Annotated in this window: 11 protein-coding genes; 7 read left to right on the top strand and 4 right to left on the bottom strand. The window is 62.0% G+C overall.

Annotated elements, in window-relative coordinates; translation table 11 throughout:
* The first annotated feature begins 48 nt into the window (after positions 1-48).
* From CWE01_RS00325 to CWE01_RS00310, 4 genes are all read left to right on the top strand, one after another.
* Complete coding sequence (locus CWE01_RS00325) at positions 49-1,854, top strand: phenylacyl-CoA dehydrogenase (protein WP_100938530.1); 1,806 nt, start codon at positions 49-51, stop codon at positions 1,852-1,854.
* 228 nt (positions 1,855-2,082) lie between these two features.
* The gene (locus tag CWE01_RS00320) at positions 2,083-3,375 is read left to right on the top strand and encodes a GGDEF domain-containing protein (protein WP_100938529.1); all 1,293 of its coding nucleotides are present in this window, start codon (positions 2,083-2,085) and stop codon (positions 3,373-3,375) included.
* A gap of 89 nt (positions 3,376-3,464) precedes the next feature.
* Positions 3,465-5,261, top strand: coding sequence for an acyl-CoA dehydrogenase C-terminal domain-containing protein (locus CWE01_RS00315; RefSeq protein ID WP_100938528.1), 1,797 nt, complete (start codon positions 3,465-3,467; stop codon positions 5,259-5,261).
* 183 nt (positions 5,262-5,444) lie between these two features.
* Positions 5,445-7,223 (top strand): acyl-CoA dehydrogenase C-terminal domain-containing protein, encoded by a 1,779-nt coding sequence (locus tag CWE01_RS00310; RefSeq protein ID WP_100938527.1) that lies wholly within the window; start codon positions 5,445-5,447, stop codon positions 7,221-7,223.
* A 232-nt stretch (positions 7,224-7,455) separates the two neighbouring features.
* Here CWE01_RS00310 and CWE01_RS00305 read toward each other — a convergent pair whose 3' ends face one another.
* Positions 7,456-8,385 carry a LysR family transcriptional regulator gene (locus CWE01_RS00305; protein ID WP_100938526.1) on the bottom strand — a complete coding sequence of 310 codons (930 nt, stop codon included), beginning with the start codon at positions 8,383-8,385 and terminating at the stop codon, positions 7,456-7,458.
* 101 nt (positions 8,386-8,486) lie between these two features.
* On the opposite strand from CWE01_RS00305, the gene CWE01_RS00300 reads away from it, so the two are divergent.
* The 3 genes from CWE01_RS00300 (at position 8,487) to CWE01_RS00290 (ending at position 11,060) form a co-directional block, all read left to right on the top strand.
* On the top strand, positions 8,487-9,185 hold the full coding sequence (locus CWE01_RS00300) for an MOSC domain-containing protein (RefSeq protein ID WP_100938525.1): 699 nt from the start codon (positions 8,487-8,489) through the stop codon (positions 9,183-9,185).
* Entirely contained in the window at positions 9,182-10,459 is a 1,278-nt protein-coding gene (locus CWE01_RS00295; RefSeq protein WP_100938524.1) for an aspartate aminotransferase family protein, read from the top strand. Before CWE01_RS00300 ends, CWE01_RS00295 begins: the two co-directional genes overlap by 4 nt.
* A 280-nt stretch (positions 10,460-10,739) precedes the next feature.
* Positions 10,740-11,060, top strand: a complete 321-nt coding sequence (locus CWE01_RS00290) for a DNA-binding transcriptional regulator (protein ID WP_100938523.1) — start codon at positions 10,740-10,742, stop codon at positions 11,058-11,060.
* Here the strand turns inward: CWE01_RS00290 and CWE01_RS00285 are convergent.
* The 3 genes from CWE01_RS00285 to CWE01_RS00275 are packed head-to-tail and all read right to left on the bottom strand — an operon-like array spanning position 11,057 to position 13,790.
* The gene (locus tag CWE01_RS00285) at positions 11,057-11,251 is read right to left on the bottom strand and encodes a hypothetical protein (RefSeq protein ID WP_100938522.1); all 195 of its coding nucleotides are present in this window, start codon (positions 11,249-11,251) and stop codon (positions 11,057-11,059) included. The genes CWE01_RS00290 and CWE01_RS00285 overlap by 4 nt on opposite strands.
* Positions 11,252-11,299: 48 nt before the next feature.
* Positions 11,300-12,094 (bottom strand): carbon-nitrogen hydrolase family protein, encoded by a 795-nt coding sequence (locus CWE01_RS00280; protein WP_100938521.1) that lies wholly within the window; start codon positions 12,092-12,094, stop codon positions 11,300-11,302.
* Positions 12,095-12,107: 13 nt separating this feature from the next.
* Positions 12,108-13,790, bottom strand: a complete 1,683-nt coding sequence (locus CWE01_RS00275) for an NAD(P)/FAD-dependent oxidoreductase (RefSeq protein WP_100938520.1) — start codon at positions 13,788-13,790, stop codon at positions 12,108-12,110.
* Positions 13,791-14,003: the final 213 nt, after the last annotated feature.

Raw genomic sequence — 14,003 nt, 5'->3', positions numbered from 1 at the left:
ATCGACGCGGTCGCTCATTCCAGGATTCATCAGCAGAGGTTTATCGCTATGCCTGACTACAAGGCCCCCTTGCGTGATATTCGCTTCGTCCGTGACGAGCTGCTCGGTTACGAAGCGCACTATCAGAGCCTGCCGGCATGCCAGGACGCTACCCCGGACATGGTTGACGCCATCCTCGAGGAAGGCGCCAAGTTTTGTGAGCAGGTACTGGCCCCGTTGAACCGGGTCGGCGACACCGAAGGTTGCACCTGGAGCGAATCCGGCGTTAAGACGCCCACCGGTTTCAAGGAAGCCTACAAGCAGTTCGTCGAAGGCGGCTGGCCAAGCCTGGCCCACGACGTCGAACACGGCGGCCAGGGCCTGCCAGAGTCCCTGGGCCTGGCGGTCAGCGAAATGGTCGGCGAAGCCAACTGGTCGTGGGGCATGTATCCGGGCCTGTCCCATGGTGCGATGAACACCATTTCCGAGCACGGTACTCCTGAGCAGCAAGAGGCCTACCTGACCAAGCTGGTTTCCGGCGAGTGGACCGGCACCATGTGCCTGACCGAACCGCACTGCGGTACCGACCTGGGCATGCTGCGGACCAAGGCTGAGCCTCAGGCCGACGGTTCCTACAAGGTCAGCGGCACCAAGATCTTCATTTCGGCCGGTGAACACGACATGGCCGACAACATCGTCCATATCGTCCTGGCCCGCCTGCCGGATGCACCGGCCGGCACCAAGGGTATTTCGCTGTTCATCGTGCCCAAGTTCCTGCCGAACGCCGACGGTAGCGCGGGTGAGCGCAATGCCGTTTCCTGCGGTTCCCTCGAACACAAGATGGGCATCCACGGCAACGCCACCTGCGTGATGAACTTCGACGCGGCCACCGGTTTCCTGATCGGCCCGCCGAACAAGGGCCTGAACTGCATGTTCACCTTCATGAACACCGCTCGCCTGGGGACCGCGCTGCAAGGCCTGGCCCACGCCGAGATCGGTTTCCAGGGTGGCCTGAAATATGCGCGCGAGCGTCTGCAGATGCGTTCCCTGACGGGCCCGAAAGCGCCGGACAAGGCCGCCGACCCGATCATCGTGCACCCTGACGTGCGTCGCATGCTGCTGACCATGAAGGCCTTCGCCGAAGGCAACCGGGCAATGGTCTACTTCACCGCCAAGCAGGTCGACATCGTCAAGTACGGCCAGGATGAAGAAGAGAAGAAGAAAGCCGACGCACTGCTGGCCTTCATGACTCCGATTGCCAAGGCGTTCATGACCGAAGTCGGCTTCGAAGCCGCCAACCATGGCGTGCAAATCTACGGCGGCCACGGCTTTATCGCCGAGTGGGGCATGGAGCAGAACGTTCGCGACAGCCGCATTTCGATGCTGTACGAAGGCACCACTGGTATCCAGGCGCTGGACCTGCTGGGTCGCAAGGTATTGATGACCCAGGGCGAAGCGCTGAAGGGCTTCACCAAGATCGTCCACAAGTTCTGCCAGGCCAACGAAGGCAACGAAGCGGTCAGCGAGTTCGTCGCACCGCTGGCGGCCATCAACAAGGAATGGGGCGAGCTGACGATGAAAGTCGGCATGGCCGCGATGAAGGACCGTGAAGAAGTCGGTGCCGCTTCGGTGGACTACCTGATGTACTCCGGTTATGCCTGCCTGGCTTACTTCTGGGCCGACATGGCGCGCCTGGCCGCCGAGAAACTGGCTGCCGGTACCAGCGAGGAAGGTTTCTACACCGCCAAGCTGCAGACCGCGCGTTTCTACTTCCAGCGCATCCTGCCGCGTACCCGCACTCACGTGGTCACCATGCTGTCTGGCGCGAACAACCTGATGGACATGAAAGAAGAGAACTTCAGCCTGGGCTACTAAGCCACACTGAGTCCTCTGTAAAAGCCGCTTCGCCTTCGGGGGAAGCGGCTTTTTTGCGTGCGGCCCATGGCGACGGGCGGCGAAAAAATTCCTGACTAAATCGCTAAGAAGAATCGCCGCGCTGCCGTTAAAGAGATGGCATTTGTGACTGATGTCACATTGCCGTACTTTAGGTCTTACAATACAGGCACAATGCCATTTATTGCGTTGCCGGTCGGAGCTTTACCCTTGCCGCGTTCTTCCACTGTCCATGCTGGTCATTTTTTACCCTCTCTCCTGTTGTTGCTTGCGGGGCTCGCGGCTGCCTACGTCAAGGAACTCAACGTCTTCTTCACCTCGCTGTTCAATGTGCTGCCGACCCTGGTTTTGCTGCTGGGCGGGTCCTACTGCGCGGTGTACCGACGTCAGCGCGAACTGTTCCTGATGGTGACGGTGTATATCGCCTATTTCCTGCTCTCCACCCAGACCGATTACTACCGGGATCACGGCAAGGTCCGCGAGGACGCCGCGGTGGTCTTCCACCTCTGTTGCCTGTTGCTGCCCCTGCTGTTTGGCGTTTACGCCGCCTGGGAGGAGCGCACGCACCTGTTCCAGGACATGGTCGCGCGGTTCGCCGTGCTGCTGGCGGTGGGCAGCGTGGCACTGGGCCTGGAGCAGAGTTATCCGCAGACCTTGCTCGACTGGCTGGCGGAAATCCGCTGGCCGGCGCTGCACGGGGACTGGATGAGCCTGATCCAGTTGTCCTACCCGGTGTTCTTCGCCTCCTTCGTGTTGCTCACAGTGCAGTACTGGCGCAATCCGCGACCGCTGCACGCGGCGCAATTGACCGGGTTGCTCGGGTTGTTCTGGATGTTGCCCAAGACCTTCATCCTGCCGTTCACCCTGAACATCATGTGCAGCCAGGTGATGTTGATGATTGCCGCGGCGGTGGCCCACGAGGCTTATCAGATGGCTTTCCGCGACGAGCTCACCGGCCTGCCGGGACGCCGCGCGCTGAACGAACGCATGCAGCGCCTGGGGCGCAACTATGTGCTGGCGATGACCGACGTCGACCACTTCAAGAAATTCAACGACACCCATGGTCACGACGTCGGCGACCAGGTGTTGCGCCTGGTGGCGAGCAAGCTGGCGAAGGTCAGCGGCGGCGGTCGTGCCTATCGCTACGGTGGTGAAGAGTTCGCGGTGGTGTTCGCCGGCAAGACGCTGGAAGAGTGCATGCCGCACCTGGAGGTCATTCGCGAAGTGATCGCCAACTACCATATCCAGTTGCGCAACCAGGACAATCGCCCCCAGGACGACCAGCAAGGTCGTCAGCGCCGGGCTGGCAGCGGTGTTTCGAGCGTCTCGGTGACCGTGAGTATCGGTGTCGCCGAGCGTCAGCCGGAGCAGCGCACTCCGGAAGAAGTGCTCAAGTCCGCCGACCAGGCGCTCTATGCCGCCAAGGGCGCGGGGCGTAACTGCGTGGTCGCGGCGGGGCAGAGCCGACGTGGGGCGATTCGCACGGGCGAAGCTGTTGGCTGAGTGATGGTGGAGCATTCAGCGGTTGGACGGTGATTGTCCGGGGTCGGGCAGGGCAGTAGGTTGAGTTATCTGCTGCCGGAGAAACGACCATGCCTGAGTACAAAGCCCCGCTACGCGACATGCGCTTTCTGATCGACCATGTTTTCGATTTCCACGCCCACTACCTCGCCCTCGGCGCCAACGATGCCAGCCCCGACATGGTCGGCGCGATCCTCGAAGAGGGCGCGAAATTCTGCGAGCAGGTGTTGTCGCCGCTGAACCGCTCCGGCGATGAAGAAGGCTGCCATTTCGACAATGGCGTGGTGACCACGCCCAAGGGTTTCAAGCAGGCCTTTGCCCAGTATGTCGAAGGCGGCTGGCATGGCCTGGCGGCGGACCCGGCCTATGGCGGGCAAGGCCTGCCGTTGTCCCTGGGGCTGGTGATCAGCGAGATGATCGGCTCCAGCAACACCTCCTGGGGCATGTACCCGGGCCTGACCCACGGCGCCATGTCGGCGATCCATGCCCACGGCACCGAGGAGCAGAAAAACACCTACCTGAGCAAACTGACCGAGGGTCGCTGGACCGGCACCATGTGCCTGACCGAGGCCCATTGCGGCACCGACCTGGGGATCATCAAGACCCGCGCCGTGCCCCAGGCCGACGGCAGCTATGCAATCAGCGGCAGCAAGATTTTCATCTCCGCCGGCGAGCACGACATGAGCGAGAACATCGTGCATCTGGTGCTGGCCAAGCTGCCGGACGCGCCAGCGGGGACCAAGGGCATTTCGCTGTTCATCGTGCCCAAGTTCCTGGTCAATGCCGCCGGTGACGCGGGCGAGCGCAACGGTGTGCAGTGCGGCTCCATCGAGCACAAGATGGGGATCAAGGCTTCCGCGACCTGCGTGCTGAACTTCGATGACGCCAAGGGCTATCTGATCGGCGAGGCCAACAAGGGCCTGAACTGCATGTTCACCATGATGAACCATGCCCGGCTCGGTACCGGGATGCAGGGCCTGTGTCTGGGCGAGACGAGTTTCCAGGGGGCGGTCCGGTACGCCAACGACCGCCTGCAGATGCGCGCGCTCACCGGCCCCAAGGCGCCGGACAAGGTGGCTGACCCGATCATCGTGCATCCTGATGTGCGGCGCATGCTGCTGACCATGAAGGCCTTCAACGAAGGCAACCGGGCACTGACCTACTTCACCGCGCAGTGGCTGGATGTCGCTCATCTGGCTAGCGATGCGAGCCAGCGCCAGGACGCCGAGGACCTGTTGGCCTTCCTGACGCCGATCTGCAAGGCCTTCATGACCGAAACCGGTCTTGAGGTGACCAACCACGGGATGCAGGTGTTCGGTGGCCATGGCTTCATTCGTGAATGGGGGATGGAGCAGTTGGTCCGCGATTGCCGGATCGCGCCAATCTATGAGGGCACCAACGGGATTCAGGCGCTGGATCTGCTGGGACGTAAAGTGCTCGGCAGCCAGGGCAAGTTGCTGCGTGGCTTTACCAAGATCGTGCACCGGTTCTGCCTGGCGAATGCCGGGCATCCGCAGCTCAAGGGTTATGTGGCGCAACTGGGCGGCTTGAACCAGCAGTGGGGTGAACTGACCACCCAGGTCGGGATGGCGGCGATGAAGAACCCGGATGAAGTGGGTGCGGCGGCGTTGGATTATCTGATGTACAGCGGCTACATCATTCTTGCCTACCTCTGGCTGCGCATGGCGCTGGTGGCCCAGGCCCGGTTGGAGGCAGGGAGTGGTGACGCCGAGTATTGCCAGGGCAAGCTGGCGACCTGCGAGTTCTACTTCAAGCGGCTGTTGCCGCGCACGACTGCCCATCGGGCGGCGGTGGAGGCGGGGAGTGAGTGCCTGATGCGTCTGCCGGCGGAGGTGTTTGCGTTGTAGCTGTTTTCGAGTGAGCCTGAGGGCGTTAGAACAGACACCTCATGCCTCGGATATGCGTGTGACTAAAAATAACTAAAAAGTCACACATAGACCCTATGTGTCGTAAAAGTTGTTAGGGTAAACTCAAGCCATAGAAAATCGGCCCCATCCGGGGCCTGTCGTTTAGATCCTGCGAGGTTTGCCATGGCTGACTACAAAGCGCCCCTGCGCGATATGCGCTTCGTCCTCAATGAAGTGTTCGAGGTCGCGAAACTCTGGGCCCAACTGCCTGCCCTGGCCGAGACCGTCGACGCCGAAACCGTCGAAGCGATTCTCGAAGAGGCCGGCAAGGTCACCGCCAAGAGCATCGCGCCCCTGAGCCGTGGTGGTGATGAAGAAGGCTGCCGCTGGGACAACGGCGCGGTGTTCACCCCGGCCGGTTTCCCGCAGGCCTACCAGACCTACGCCGAAGGCGGCTGGGTCGGTGTCGGCGGTGATCCGGCCTTCGGTGGCATGGGCATGCCCAAGGCGGTGTCGGCCCAGGTCGAAGAAATGATCAACTCCTCCAGCCTCGCGTTCGGCCTCTACCCGATGCTGACGGCCGGTGCCTGTGTCTCGATCAACACCCACGCCAGCGAAGAACTGAAAGCCACTTACCTGCCGAACATGTATTCGGGTGTCTGGGCCGGCTCCATGTGCCTGACCGAACCCCATGCCGGCACCGACCTGGGGATTATCCGTACCAAGGCCGAGCCCCAGGTGGACGGTTCCTACAAGGTGACTGGCACCAAGATCTTTATCACCGGCGGTGAGCACGACCTGACCGAGAACATCATTCACCTGGTGCTGGCCAAGCTGCCGGACGCCCCGGCCGGTCCCAAGGGCATCTCGCTGTTCCTGGTGCCGAAGTTCATGGTCAACGCCGACGGCAGTCTCGGCGCGCGCAACCCGGTGAGCTGTGGTTCCATCGAGCACAAGATGGGCATCCAGGCCTCCGCGACCTGCGTGATGAACTTCGACGAAGCCGTGGGTTACCTGATCGGTGAGCCGAACAAGGGCCTGGCGGCGATGTTCACCATGATGAACTACGAGCGTCTGGGGGTGGGTATCCAGGGCCTGGCGTCGGGTGAGCGTTCGTACCAGAACGCGGTCGAGTACGCCCGCGATCGCCTGCAAAGCCGTTCGCCGACCGGGCCGAAGGCCAAGGACAAGGTCGCCGACCCGATCATCGTGCATCCCGATGTGCGGCGCATGCTGTTGACCATGAAAGCCTCGAACGAAGGCGGCCGGGCGTTTTCCACCTACGTGGCGATGCAGTTGGACACCGCCAAGTTCAGTGAGGACGCCACCACCCGCGAACGCGCGGATGGCCTGGTGGCCTTGTTGACCCCGGTGGCCAAGGCGTTCCTCACCGACCTCGGCCTGGAAACCACCGTGCACGGCCAGCAGGTGTTCGGCGGTCATGGCTATATCCGCGAGTGGGGACAGGAGCAACTGGTGCGTGATGTGCGCATCACCCAGATCTACGAGGGCACCAACGGTATCCAGGCCCTGGACCTGGTGGGGCGCAAGATCGTCGGCAACGGCGGCGCCTATTACAAGCTGTTCGCCGAAGAGATTCGCCACTTCATCAAGACCGCCGACGCCGGGCTGGCCGAGTTCACCCAGCCACTGGGCGCCGCGCTGGATAACCTCGATGACCTCACGGCCTGGGTCCTGGAACGCGCCAGGACCAATCCGGACGAGATCGGTGCGGCATCTGTCGAATACCTGCAAGCCTTCGGTTACACCACCTATGCCTACATGTGGGCACTGATGGCCAAGGCAGCGTTGGGCAAGGAGAGTCAGGAGACGTTCTACGCGAGCAAAATGGGCACCGCGCGGTTCTATTTCGCACGTCTGTTGCCGCGTATTCATTCGTTGACGGCCTCGGTAAAAGCCGGGAGCGAGTCGCTGTTCCTACTGGATGCCGAGCAATTTTGATTCTTCGTATGCCATGTAAGCATTTACTTACATAACGCGCTGCTTTTTGCCCCTATCGCCAAATTGGATCCAGCGATAATCTTTGCACCAAGGACGTCGAGCAGGAAGCTCAAAAGCAACAACAGGGACACGTAGGATTCTGCCAGGACGGCGGAGTGAAAGGGATGTCAGGGAAACAGTCTGCAAAACCCCGCCTCGGCGGGGTTTTCTTTTGCCCGCGAAAAAGTGGCGGTCAGTTCAGCCCTTCTCGTACTACCGGCGGGGCCCCGCCCGGGCGGTTCGTCAACATCACGTCTTCGAGCAGGTTGCGCAACAACTCCAGCGTCGCCTGTTGGCGTTGCACATCGCGACACACCAGCCCGACTTTCAAGGCAACCCGCGGTTCGGTCAGCGGTTTCCACAGCAGCAGGTCGTCGTCGTGCTCATGACGCGAGCGGCCCGGTAGCACCGTCGCCAGTCGCGTATGCGGCAGGCTGTCGAGGATACCGGCCATATTGTTCAGCTCGGCCTGGACCTGAGGGCGTCGTCCCAGATTGGCCAATTGTCCCTGCCAGATCTGACGGATCTGGAACTCCTCGCCGAGCAGCAGCATCGGCAGTTCGGCGGCCTGGCTCAAGGAGACCTTCTTGAATTCGCGCAGTGGATGATCGCTCGGAATCACCAGTTGCAGCTCATCTTCGTACAACAGCACCCCATGCAAGCCAGGTTGCCGCGTTGGCAGGTAGCTGATGCCGATATCCAGCGAGCCATTGAGCAGGCGTCGCTCGATCTCCATGCCGGTCAATTCGTAGATCTGCACCACCAGGTGCGGCTGGGCCTTGCGCACCCGTTCCAGCATCTGCGGCACCAGGCTGGTGTGCACGGTCTGCAGCACACCGATGGCCAGGGTACGCAGGGCCTGGCCCTGGAAGTTGCGCAGGTCGTCTCGGGCCCGTTGCAGGCCATCGAGCAGCGGCAGTGCGTGGTTGTAGAGGGTATGGGCGGCGAGGGTCGGCAGCAGGCGCTTGCTGCTGCGTTCGAACAGGCCGACATCGAGGTTGTGTTCGAGCTGGCGGATCTGCTGCGAGAGAGCCGGTTGCGAGATCGACAGGCGCTCGGCGGCCCGGCCGACATGGCCTTCTTCATACACCGCGACGAAATAACGCAGTTGCTTGAAATCCATAAGCTGTACTTATCGAAAATGCTCGAAAAACGAAATGGCCGCAGGTGCCGGGGAAGCCTAGTCTAACCCTAATCACAAGGCTTACAGGGCCATAGAGCGCGATGAATACTGTTTACGTGGACGGTGTTTACATAGGCAAGGCAAAAAATCTGGGTCAGGGTCTGGTGGGGGATACGGATAAACACCGGGTTGCCAACCGGCTCTGGTTGTGGCCGCAGGGCCTGGGTAGCGATGAGCATGGCGATCCGCGCTTCCATACCGGCCCCGAGCGGGCGCTGCATCACTATCCCGCCGAGCATTACGCTTACTGGCGCCAACGTTATCCACAGCTTGATTGGGCGGCCCCGGCTTTTGGCGAGAACTTGTCGACGCGGGGCCTGACCGAAGAGCAGGTCTGCCTGGGCGATCTGTTTCGCTGGGGCGGTGCGTTGTTGCAGGTCAGCCAGCCGCGCTCGGCCTGTTATCGCCTGAGCCGTCTCGGAACATTGCCGGACCTGCCGCAAGAGGCCCAGGACACAGGGCGTTGTGGTTGGTTCTACCGGGTGCTGAAGTCGGGCTTTGTCAGCGCCGATCAACCGTTCGAGCTGATTCAGCGCAGTTATCCCGGGCTGACCGTGGCCTGGGCGCTGCATGCCTTCTTTCAGGAACCCCTGGAACAGGCGGGCCTGAAGAAGCTGGTGGATTGTCCTGCGTTGTCTTCGCGCTGGCGCGATACGGCGATCAAGCGCCTGCGCAGCGGACGCGTGGAAGACTGGTCGGCGCGGTTGCTCGGTCTGCCTCTGGAAGGTCTGCGCGCATGAATCTGTTCAGCTTGCGTCGCACGCCGCCGAGCCTCGATGACCTGACGGCCGAGTACCGGCAAGCCACCCGACAAGACAGTGTCAGCCATGAATACCTGATGCCGGCTGCCGCGCGTCTTGCTCCGGTGTTCGTGCGCGGTCAGGGCTCTTCGGTGTGGGATACGCAGGGCCAGGCTTATCTGGATTTCAGCCAGGGTGGTGGCAGCAACAGCCTAGGCCACAGCCCCGGTGTTCTGGCCCGGGCCTTGTCCGACCAGGCCTATGGTTTGATCAATGCGGGGCCTGGATTTCATAACCAGGGTCAATTGAATCTGGCCCAGCGACTGTGCGAAAGCACCGGTTGCGACCAGGTGCATTTTTTCAACAGCGGCTCCGAAGCCTGCGACGCTGCGATCAAGCTGGCGCGCAAGTGGGGGCAGCTGCATCGCGCTGGCGCGTCTCGGATCATCTCGGTGAGCAACGCCTGTCACGGCAGTGGTTTCGGCGCCATGGCCGCCTCGGACGCTTTTGACAATCGATTCGAGCCGCAACTGCCGGGCTTCAGCCAGGTGCCATTCAATGACTTGTCGGCCTTGCATGCGGCGGTGGATGCCAAGACCGTCGCGATCATGCTGGAACCGATCCAGAGTGCCGCGGGGGTGATTCCGGCGACCGGGCACTACCTCAAGGGCGTCGAGCGGTTATGCCGTGAGTTGGGCATCCTGCTGATCCTGGATGAAGTGCAGACCGGCATGGGGCGCTGCGGCACCTTGCTGGTCGAACAGCAGTATGGCGTGAAGGCGGACATCATCACCCTGGGCAAAGGCCTGGGCGGCGGCGTGCCGCTGGCCGCCCTGCTGGCGCGGGGCAAGGCTTGCTGTTTTGCGCCCGGCGAAGTCGGTGGCAGTCACCACGGCAATGCCATGATGTGCAGTGCCGGGCTGGCGGTGCTGGAGACGCTGCTCGCGGGTGATTTCCTTGCCCAGGTCCGTGAAACCGGACAGTACCTGCGTGATGGGCTGACGCGTCTGGCCCAACGTTACGCCGAGGGAGAGTTGCGCGGGACCGGCCTGCTCTGGGGCTTGAGCCTGGGCGACGAGTCGGCGGATGCGCTGGTCAAGGCGGCGTTGCAGGAAGGGCTGCTGCTGGATGCGCCGAAAGCCGACTGCCTGCGTTTTTCACCGGCACTGAATGTCAGCAAGGGCGACATTGACGAGATGCTGTTGCGCCTGGCCCGGGCTTTTTCCCGAGTGCGGACCGCCCAGGTCCAGTGCCGCAAGGGCATTGCCGTCTGACATTGACCGACGCCTTTTCCCCAGCGAATTCCCGAACCGTCTCGCGGTATAACGCGTCGCCCTGTGCCTGACTCTTTTGGCACGGGGTGTTTTTTTGTGGGCGGCGTTTCAAGGGGAGGCCCCTCGGGAGCTCGAACAGCAAGCTGTGACGAATTTGATTTTATATACCACTGGGTGGTTTGTTTTTCGGCAAGTGATTTTCGTGCCATAGGCCAGTGCCTATGAGGCGCCCAGCGGTACCAACAGCTACTGGAAATGAAAGAGTTTGTGGAGATAGGTCATGACCAAGACATTTAAAAGCGAGGCGCTGGAGTCGGTTCATGAATCGGCCAGCGCGTTGCAGGCGATTGGGGCGATCAGCAAGGCGACCATGCGTGAGTTCGATGAATCCGGCCTGGCGCAGGTCCCGGATGAAATCGCGCCGGAGCAGATCAAGCAACTGCGTGAGCGTAACCACGTCAGTCAGCCGGTTTTTGCCCGTTACCTGAACACCAGTGCCTCGACCGTGAAGCAGTGGGAGGCGGGGGACAAGCAACCCAGCGGCATGGCACTCAAATTGTTGAGCATCGTGCAGAAATACGGCTTGCAGATATTGGCCTAGCGTTCGCGGCGATTGCGTGAGCGGTCCTGGGCAAAAGTGCGTAGCCCGCGGTGGGCGCTGGTTTGTCCGCGGATCAGACCGGCGCGGTCGGCAGGTTCTGGGGGCGTTACGGACGGCGGCGTTTGCGCTGGCTCCCCGGATTCGTTCGAGGACACCGGACCTTCGGAGTCGGAAGAGGTTGGCAGGGACATGGGCGTTTCCTTGGAAGAGGAACGCCCATTTTAGCGGATAACGCTCGCTCAGTCCTGGCTCAGGTCCGTATAGAGCGCCGGACGGCGGTCCAGCAGGTAGCGGTTGCTGGCTCGTGAGGCCTGCATCAGCGAACGGTCCAGGGTGGCGACGATCAGGGTTTCATCGAGGCCGGCGCGGGCCAGGCGGCTGCCGTCCGGTGCGGCGATGCTGCTCTGGCCGCAGTACTGGATATCGCCCTCATTCCCGCAGTAGTTGGCATACGCGACAAAACACTGGTTCTCGAAGGCCCGGGCACGAATGGTGACATCGGCGACGAAGTCGAACGGCACCATATTGGCGGTGGGCACCAGAATCACCTCGGCTCCGCTCAAGGCCAGGCGCCGGGTGTTTTCCGGGAACTCGACGTCGTAGCAGATCAACAGTCCGAGTTTCCAACCGCCCAGTTCCACCACTGGAAAGTGGTCGGGGCCAGCGCTGAACATCGAATGATCCAGGTCGCCGTAGAGGTGGGTCTTGCGGTAGTTGCACAGGCTCTTGCCCTGGGCGTCGATCAACTGCACCGCGTTATAGATCTGGCCATCCTCGGCGCGCTCCGGGTAGCCGTACACGATGGCCATGTTCGCCGCCCGGGCGAGGGCGGCAATACGCTGCGCGCTGGCGCCATCGTGGGCTTCGGCCAGGGCACCGACCGCTTCGGCGCCGATGTTGTAGCCGGTCAGGAACATTTCCGGGAGCACCAGCACGTCCACGCCACGGGCCTCGACGGTCAGGCGCTGCAAGCGTTGCAGGTTACCCGCGACATCCAGCGGTTGCGGCGGGCATTGATAGAGAGCGATCTGCACAGGCGCGTTCCTTTCAGTCGGCCAGGGCAATCGGACCGATGTCCTTGAAGACATCGCCCGGTCCCGGGTTCTCGGCGTGGGTGCGTCCCCCGAAGTGGTTCATGATGCCCCATACCGCATTGAGCGAAGTCTGTACCGCGCCTTCGACCCAGGCCGGTGTCCAGGACACATCGTCACCGGCAATGAAGATGCCGCGTTGTTCGGCGGGCATATCGGCCTGCATGAAGTGCGCGTACATCCGCTGGTTGTAGCGGTAGTGGCCGGGCAGGGCGCCTTTGAAGGCGCCGAGGAAGTGCGGGTCGGCTTCCCAGGACACGGTGATCGGGTCGCCGATGATGCGCGCGGCGATATCCACTTTCGGGTAGATCTTCTTCAGCGCGTCCAGGGCCAGCTTCACCCGTTTGTCGATGGGCTGCGGGAGCATTTTCAGGGCATCGCTCATCCACGAGTACGACAGGCAGATCACGCCCGGTTTGTCGTCGCCGTTGTCGAACAGGTAGGTGCCGCGGGTCAGGCGATCGGTGAGGGTCATGCTCATCAGGTCGCGACCGGTTTCCGGGTCCTTGTCCTTCCAGAACGGCCGGTCGACCATGACAAAGGTCTTCGAGGACTGCATGTAGCGTGTGCGGTCCAGGGCCATCCACATTTTCTGGGAGAACAGCGACTCCTCGCATTCGATCTGGGTGGTCAGCAGCCAGCTCTGGCAGGTGGTCAGGACGGCGGCGTAGTGACGGGTATCACCCCAGTTGTCGGTCACCGCGAACTGACCATCGGCGGCACGGGCAATGCGCTTGACGCCGGTGCGCGGGGCTCCGTGATGCAGGCTGCTCAGGCTGGTGCCGGCCGGCCAGTGGGCGCAGCGTTGCGGCACATGGCGCCAGATTCCCAGGGGAACCCGTTCCACGCCGCCGACCACCAGGTGCTGGTGGTCGTCGCAGTTGGTCATGACCACGCGGAAGATTTCCAGCATCGAGTTGGGGAAGTCCGAATCCCAGCCGCCGGTGCCGAAACCGACCTGGCCGAACACTTCGCGGTGTTGGAACGACAGCTTGGCGAAGGCTTTGGAGGTGGCGACGAAGTCGTAGAAGGTGCGGTCGTCCCACAGTGGCACCAAGGTGTTCCACAGCTCTTTCAGGCGCGGCACGTCGCGGTCGCGAATGGCCTGCTGGATATCGCCGAAGCGCGCGCCGTCTTCCAGGGCGTCGGCCCAGGCGTCGGCGACTTCCTGGAACAGGGCGGGCAGGTCGGCGAGTTTCTCGGCGTAGTAGGTTTCGCCTTCGAGATCGATCACCGTGCTGCCGGAAGCCGGGGTCAGCGGGTTGGGGAAGGGTTGGGTCTCAAGGCCGAGCTTGTCGACGTAGTGGTAGAACGCGGTGGACGAGACCGGGAAACGCATGCCACCGAGCTCGGCGATGATGCCTTCGGCGCCTTCAAAGGCCTGGGAGCGCAGACGGCCACCCATTTTCGAGGCTTCGTAGACGACCGGTTTGAGGCCCAGCTTCATCAGTTCGTAAGCGGCCACCAGCCCGGCGATCCCGGCACCGACAATCGCCACTTCCGCCCCGTGATTTTCCGCCGGGATGCTGCCCAGGCCGGCGGGGTGCTCGATCCAGTCATCGAAGGCGAACGGAAAGTCCGGGCCGAAGATGGTGATGGGTTTTTTACCGTCGGCAGGATGGCGATTGTTCTTGTTCATGGCTGACCTTGCTGGCGACTCGGGCCGGGCGGTGTGTCCGGCTGGAGTATAGATAGGAAAAGACTGAGGCCATTGTAGGGAGCGGGGAGTGCGTTAATAAGACGCAAAGTGTCGTCGTTTTGATCTTGCATGATGCTTTGTGACGAACTGTCTGTTCGAAACGACGCGTACCTGTAGGAGCAGGGCTTGCCCGCGAAGAGGACCTTGAGGGCG

The organism is Pseudomonas sp. QS1027 (assembly GCF_002814235.1).
Lineage (GTDB): Bacteria > Pseudomonadota > Gammaproteobacteria > Pseudomonadales > Pseudomonadaceae > Aquipseudomonas.
The sequence above is the reverse complement of the archived record's forward strand: the minus strand, read 5'-3'. Positions and strand labels throughout refer to the sequence as shown.

Excerpts from the sequence above, each read along its gene's own strand:
- CWE01_RS00310 (WP_100938527.1), top strand. The coding sequence starts at position 5,445 with ATGGCTGACTACAAAGCGCCCCTGCGCGATATGCGCTTCGTCCTCAAT.
- CWE01_RS00300 (WP_100938525.1), top strand. The coding sequence starts at position 8,487 with ATGAATACTGTTTACGTGGACGGTGTTTACATAGGCAAGGCAAAAAAT.
- CWE01_RS00285 (WP_100938522.1), bottom strand. The coding sequence starts at position 11,251 with ATGTCCCTGCCAACCTCTTCCGACTCCGAAGGTCCGGTGTCCTCGAAC.
- CWE01_RS00325 (WP_100938530.1), top strand. The coding sequence starts at position 49 with ATGCCTGACTACAAGGCCCCCTTGCGTGATATTCGCTTCGTCCGTGAC.
- CWE01_RS00315 (WP_100938528.1), top strand. The coding sequence starts at position 3,465 with ATGCCTGAGTACAAAGCCCCGCTACGCGACATGCGCTTTCTGATCGAC.
- CWE01_RS00275 (WP_100938520.1), bottom strand. The coding sequence starts at position 13,790 with ATGAACAAGAACAATCGCCATCCTGCCGACGGTAAAAAACCCATCACC.
- CWE01_RS00290 (WP_100938523.1), top strand. The coding sequence starts at position 10,740 with ATGACCAAGACATTTAAAAGCGAGGCGCTGGAGTCGGTTCATGAATCG.
- CWE01_RS00305 (WP_100938526.1), bottom strand. The coding sequence starts at position 8,385 with ATGGATTTCAAGCAACTGCGTTATTTCGTCGCGGTGTATGAAGAAGGC.
- CWE01_RS00295 (WP_100938524.1), top strand. The coding sequence starts at position 9,182 with ATGAATCTGTTCAGCTTGCGTCGCACGCCGCCGAGCCTCGATGACCTG.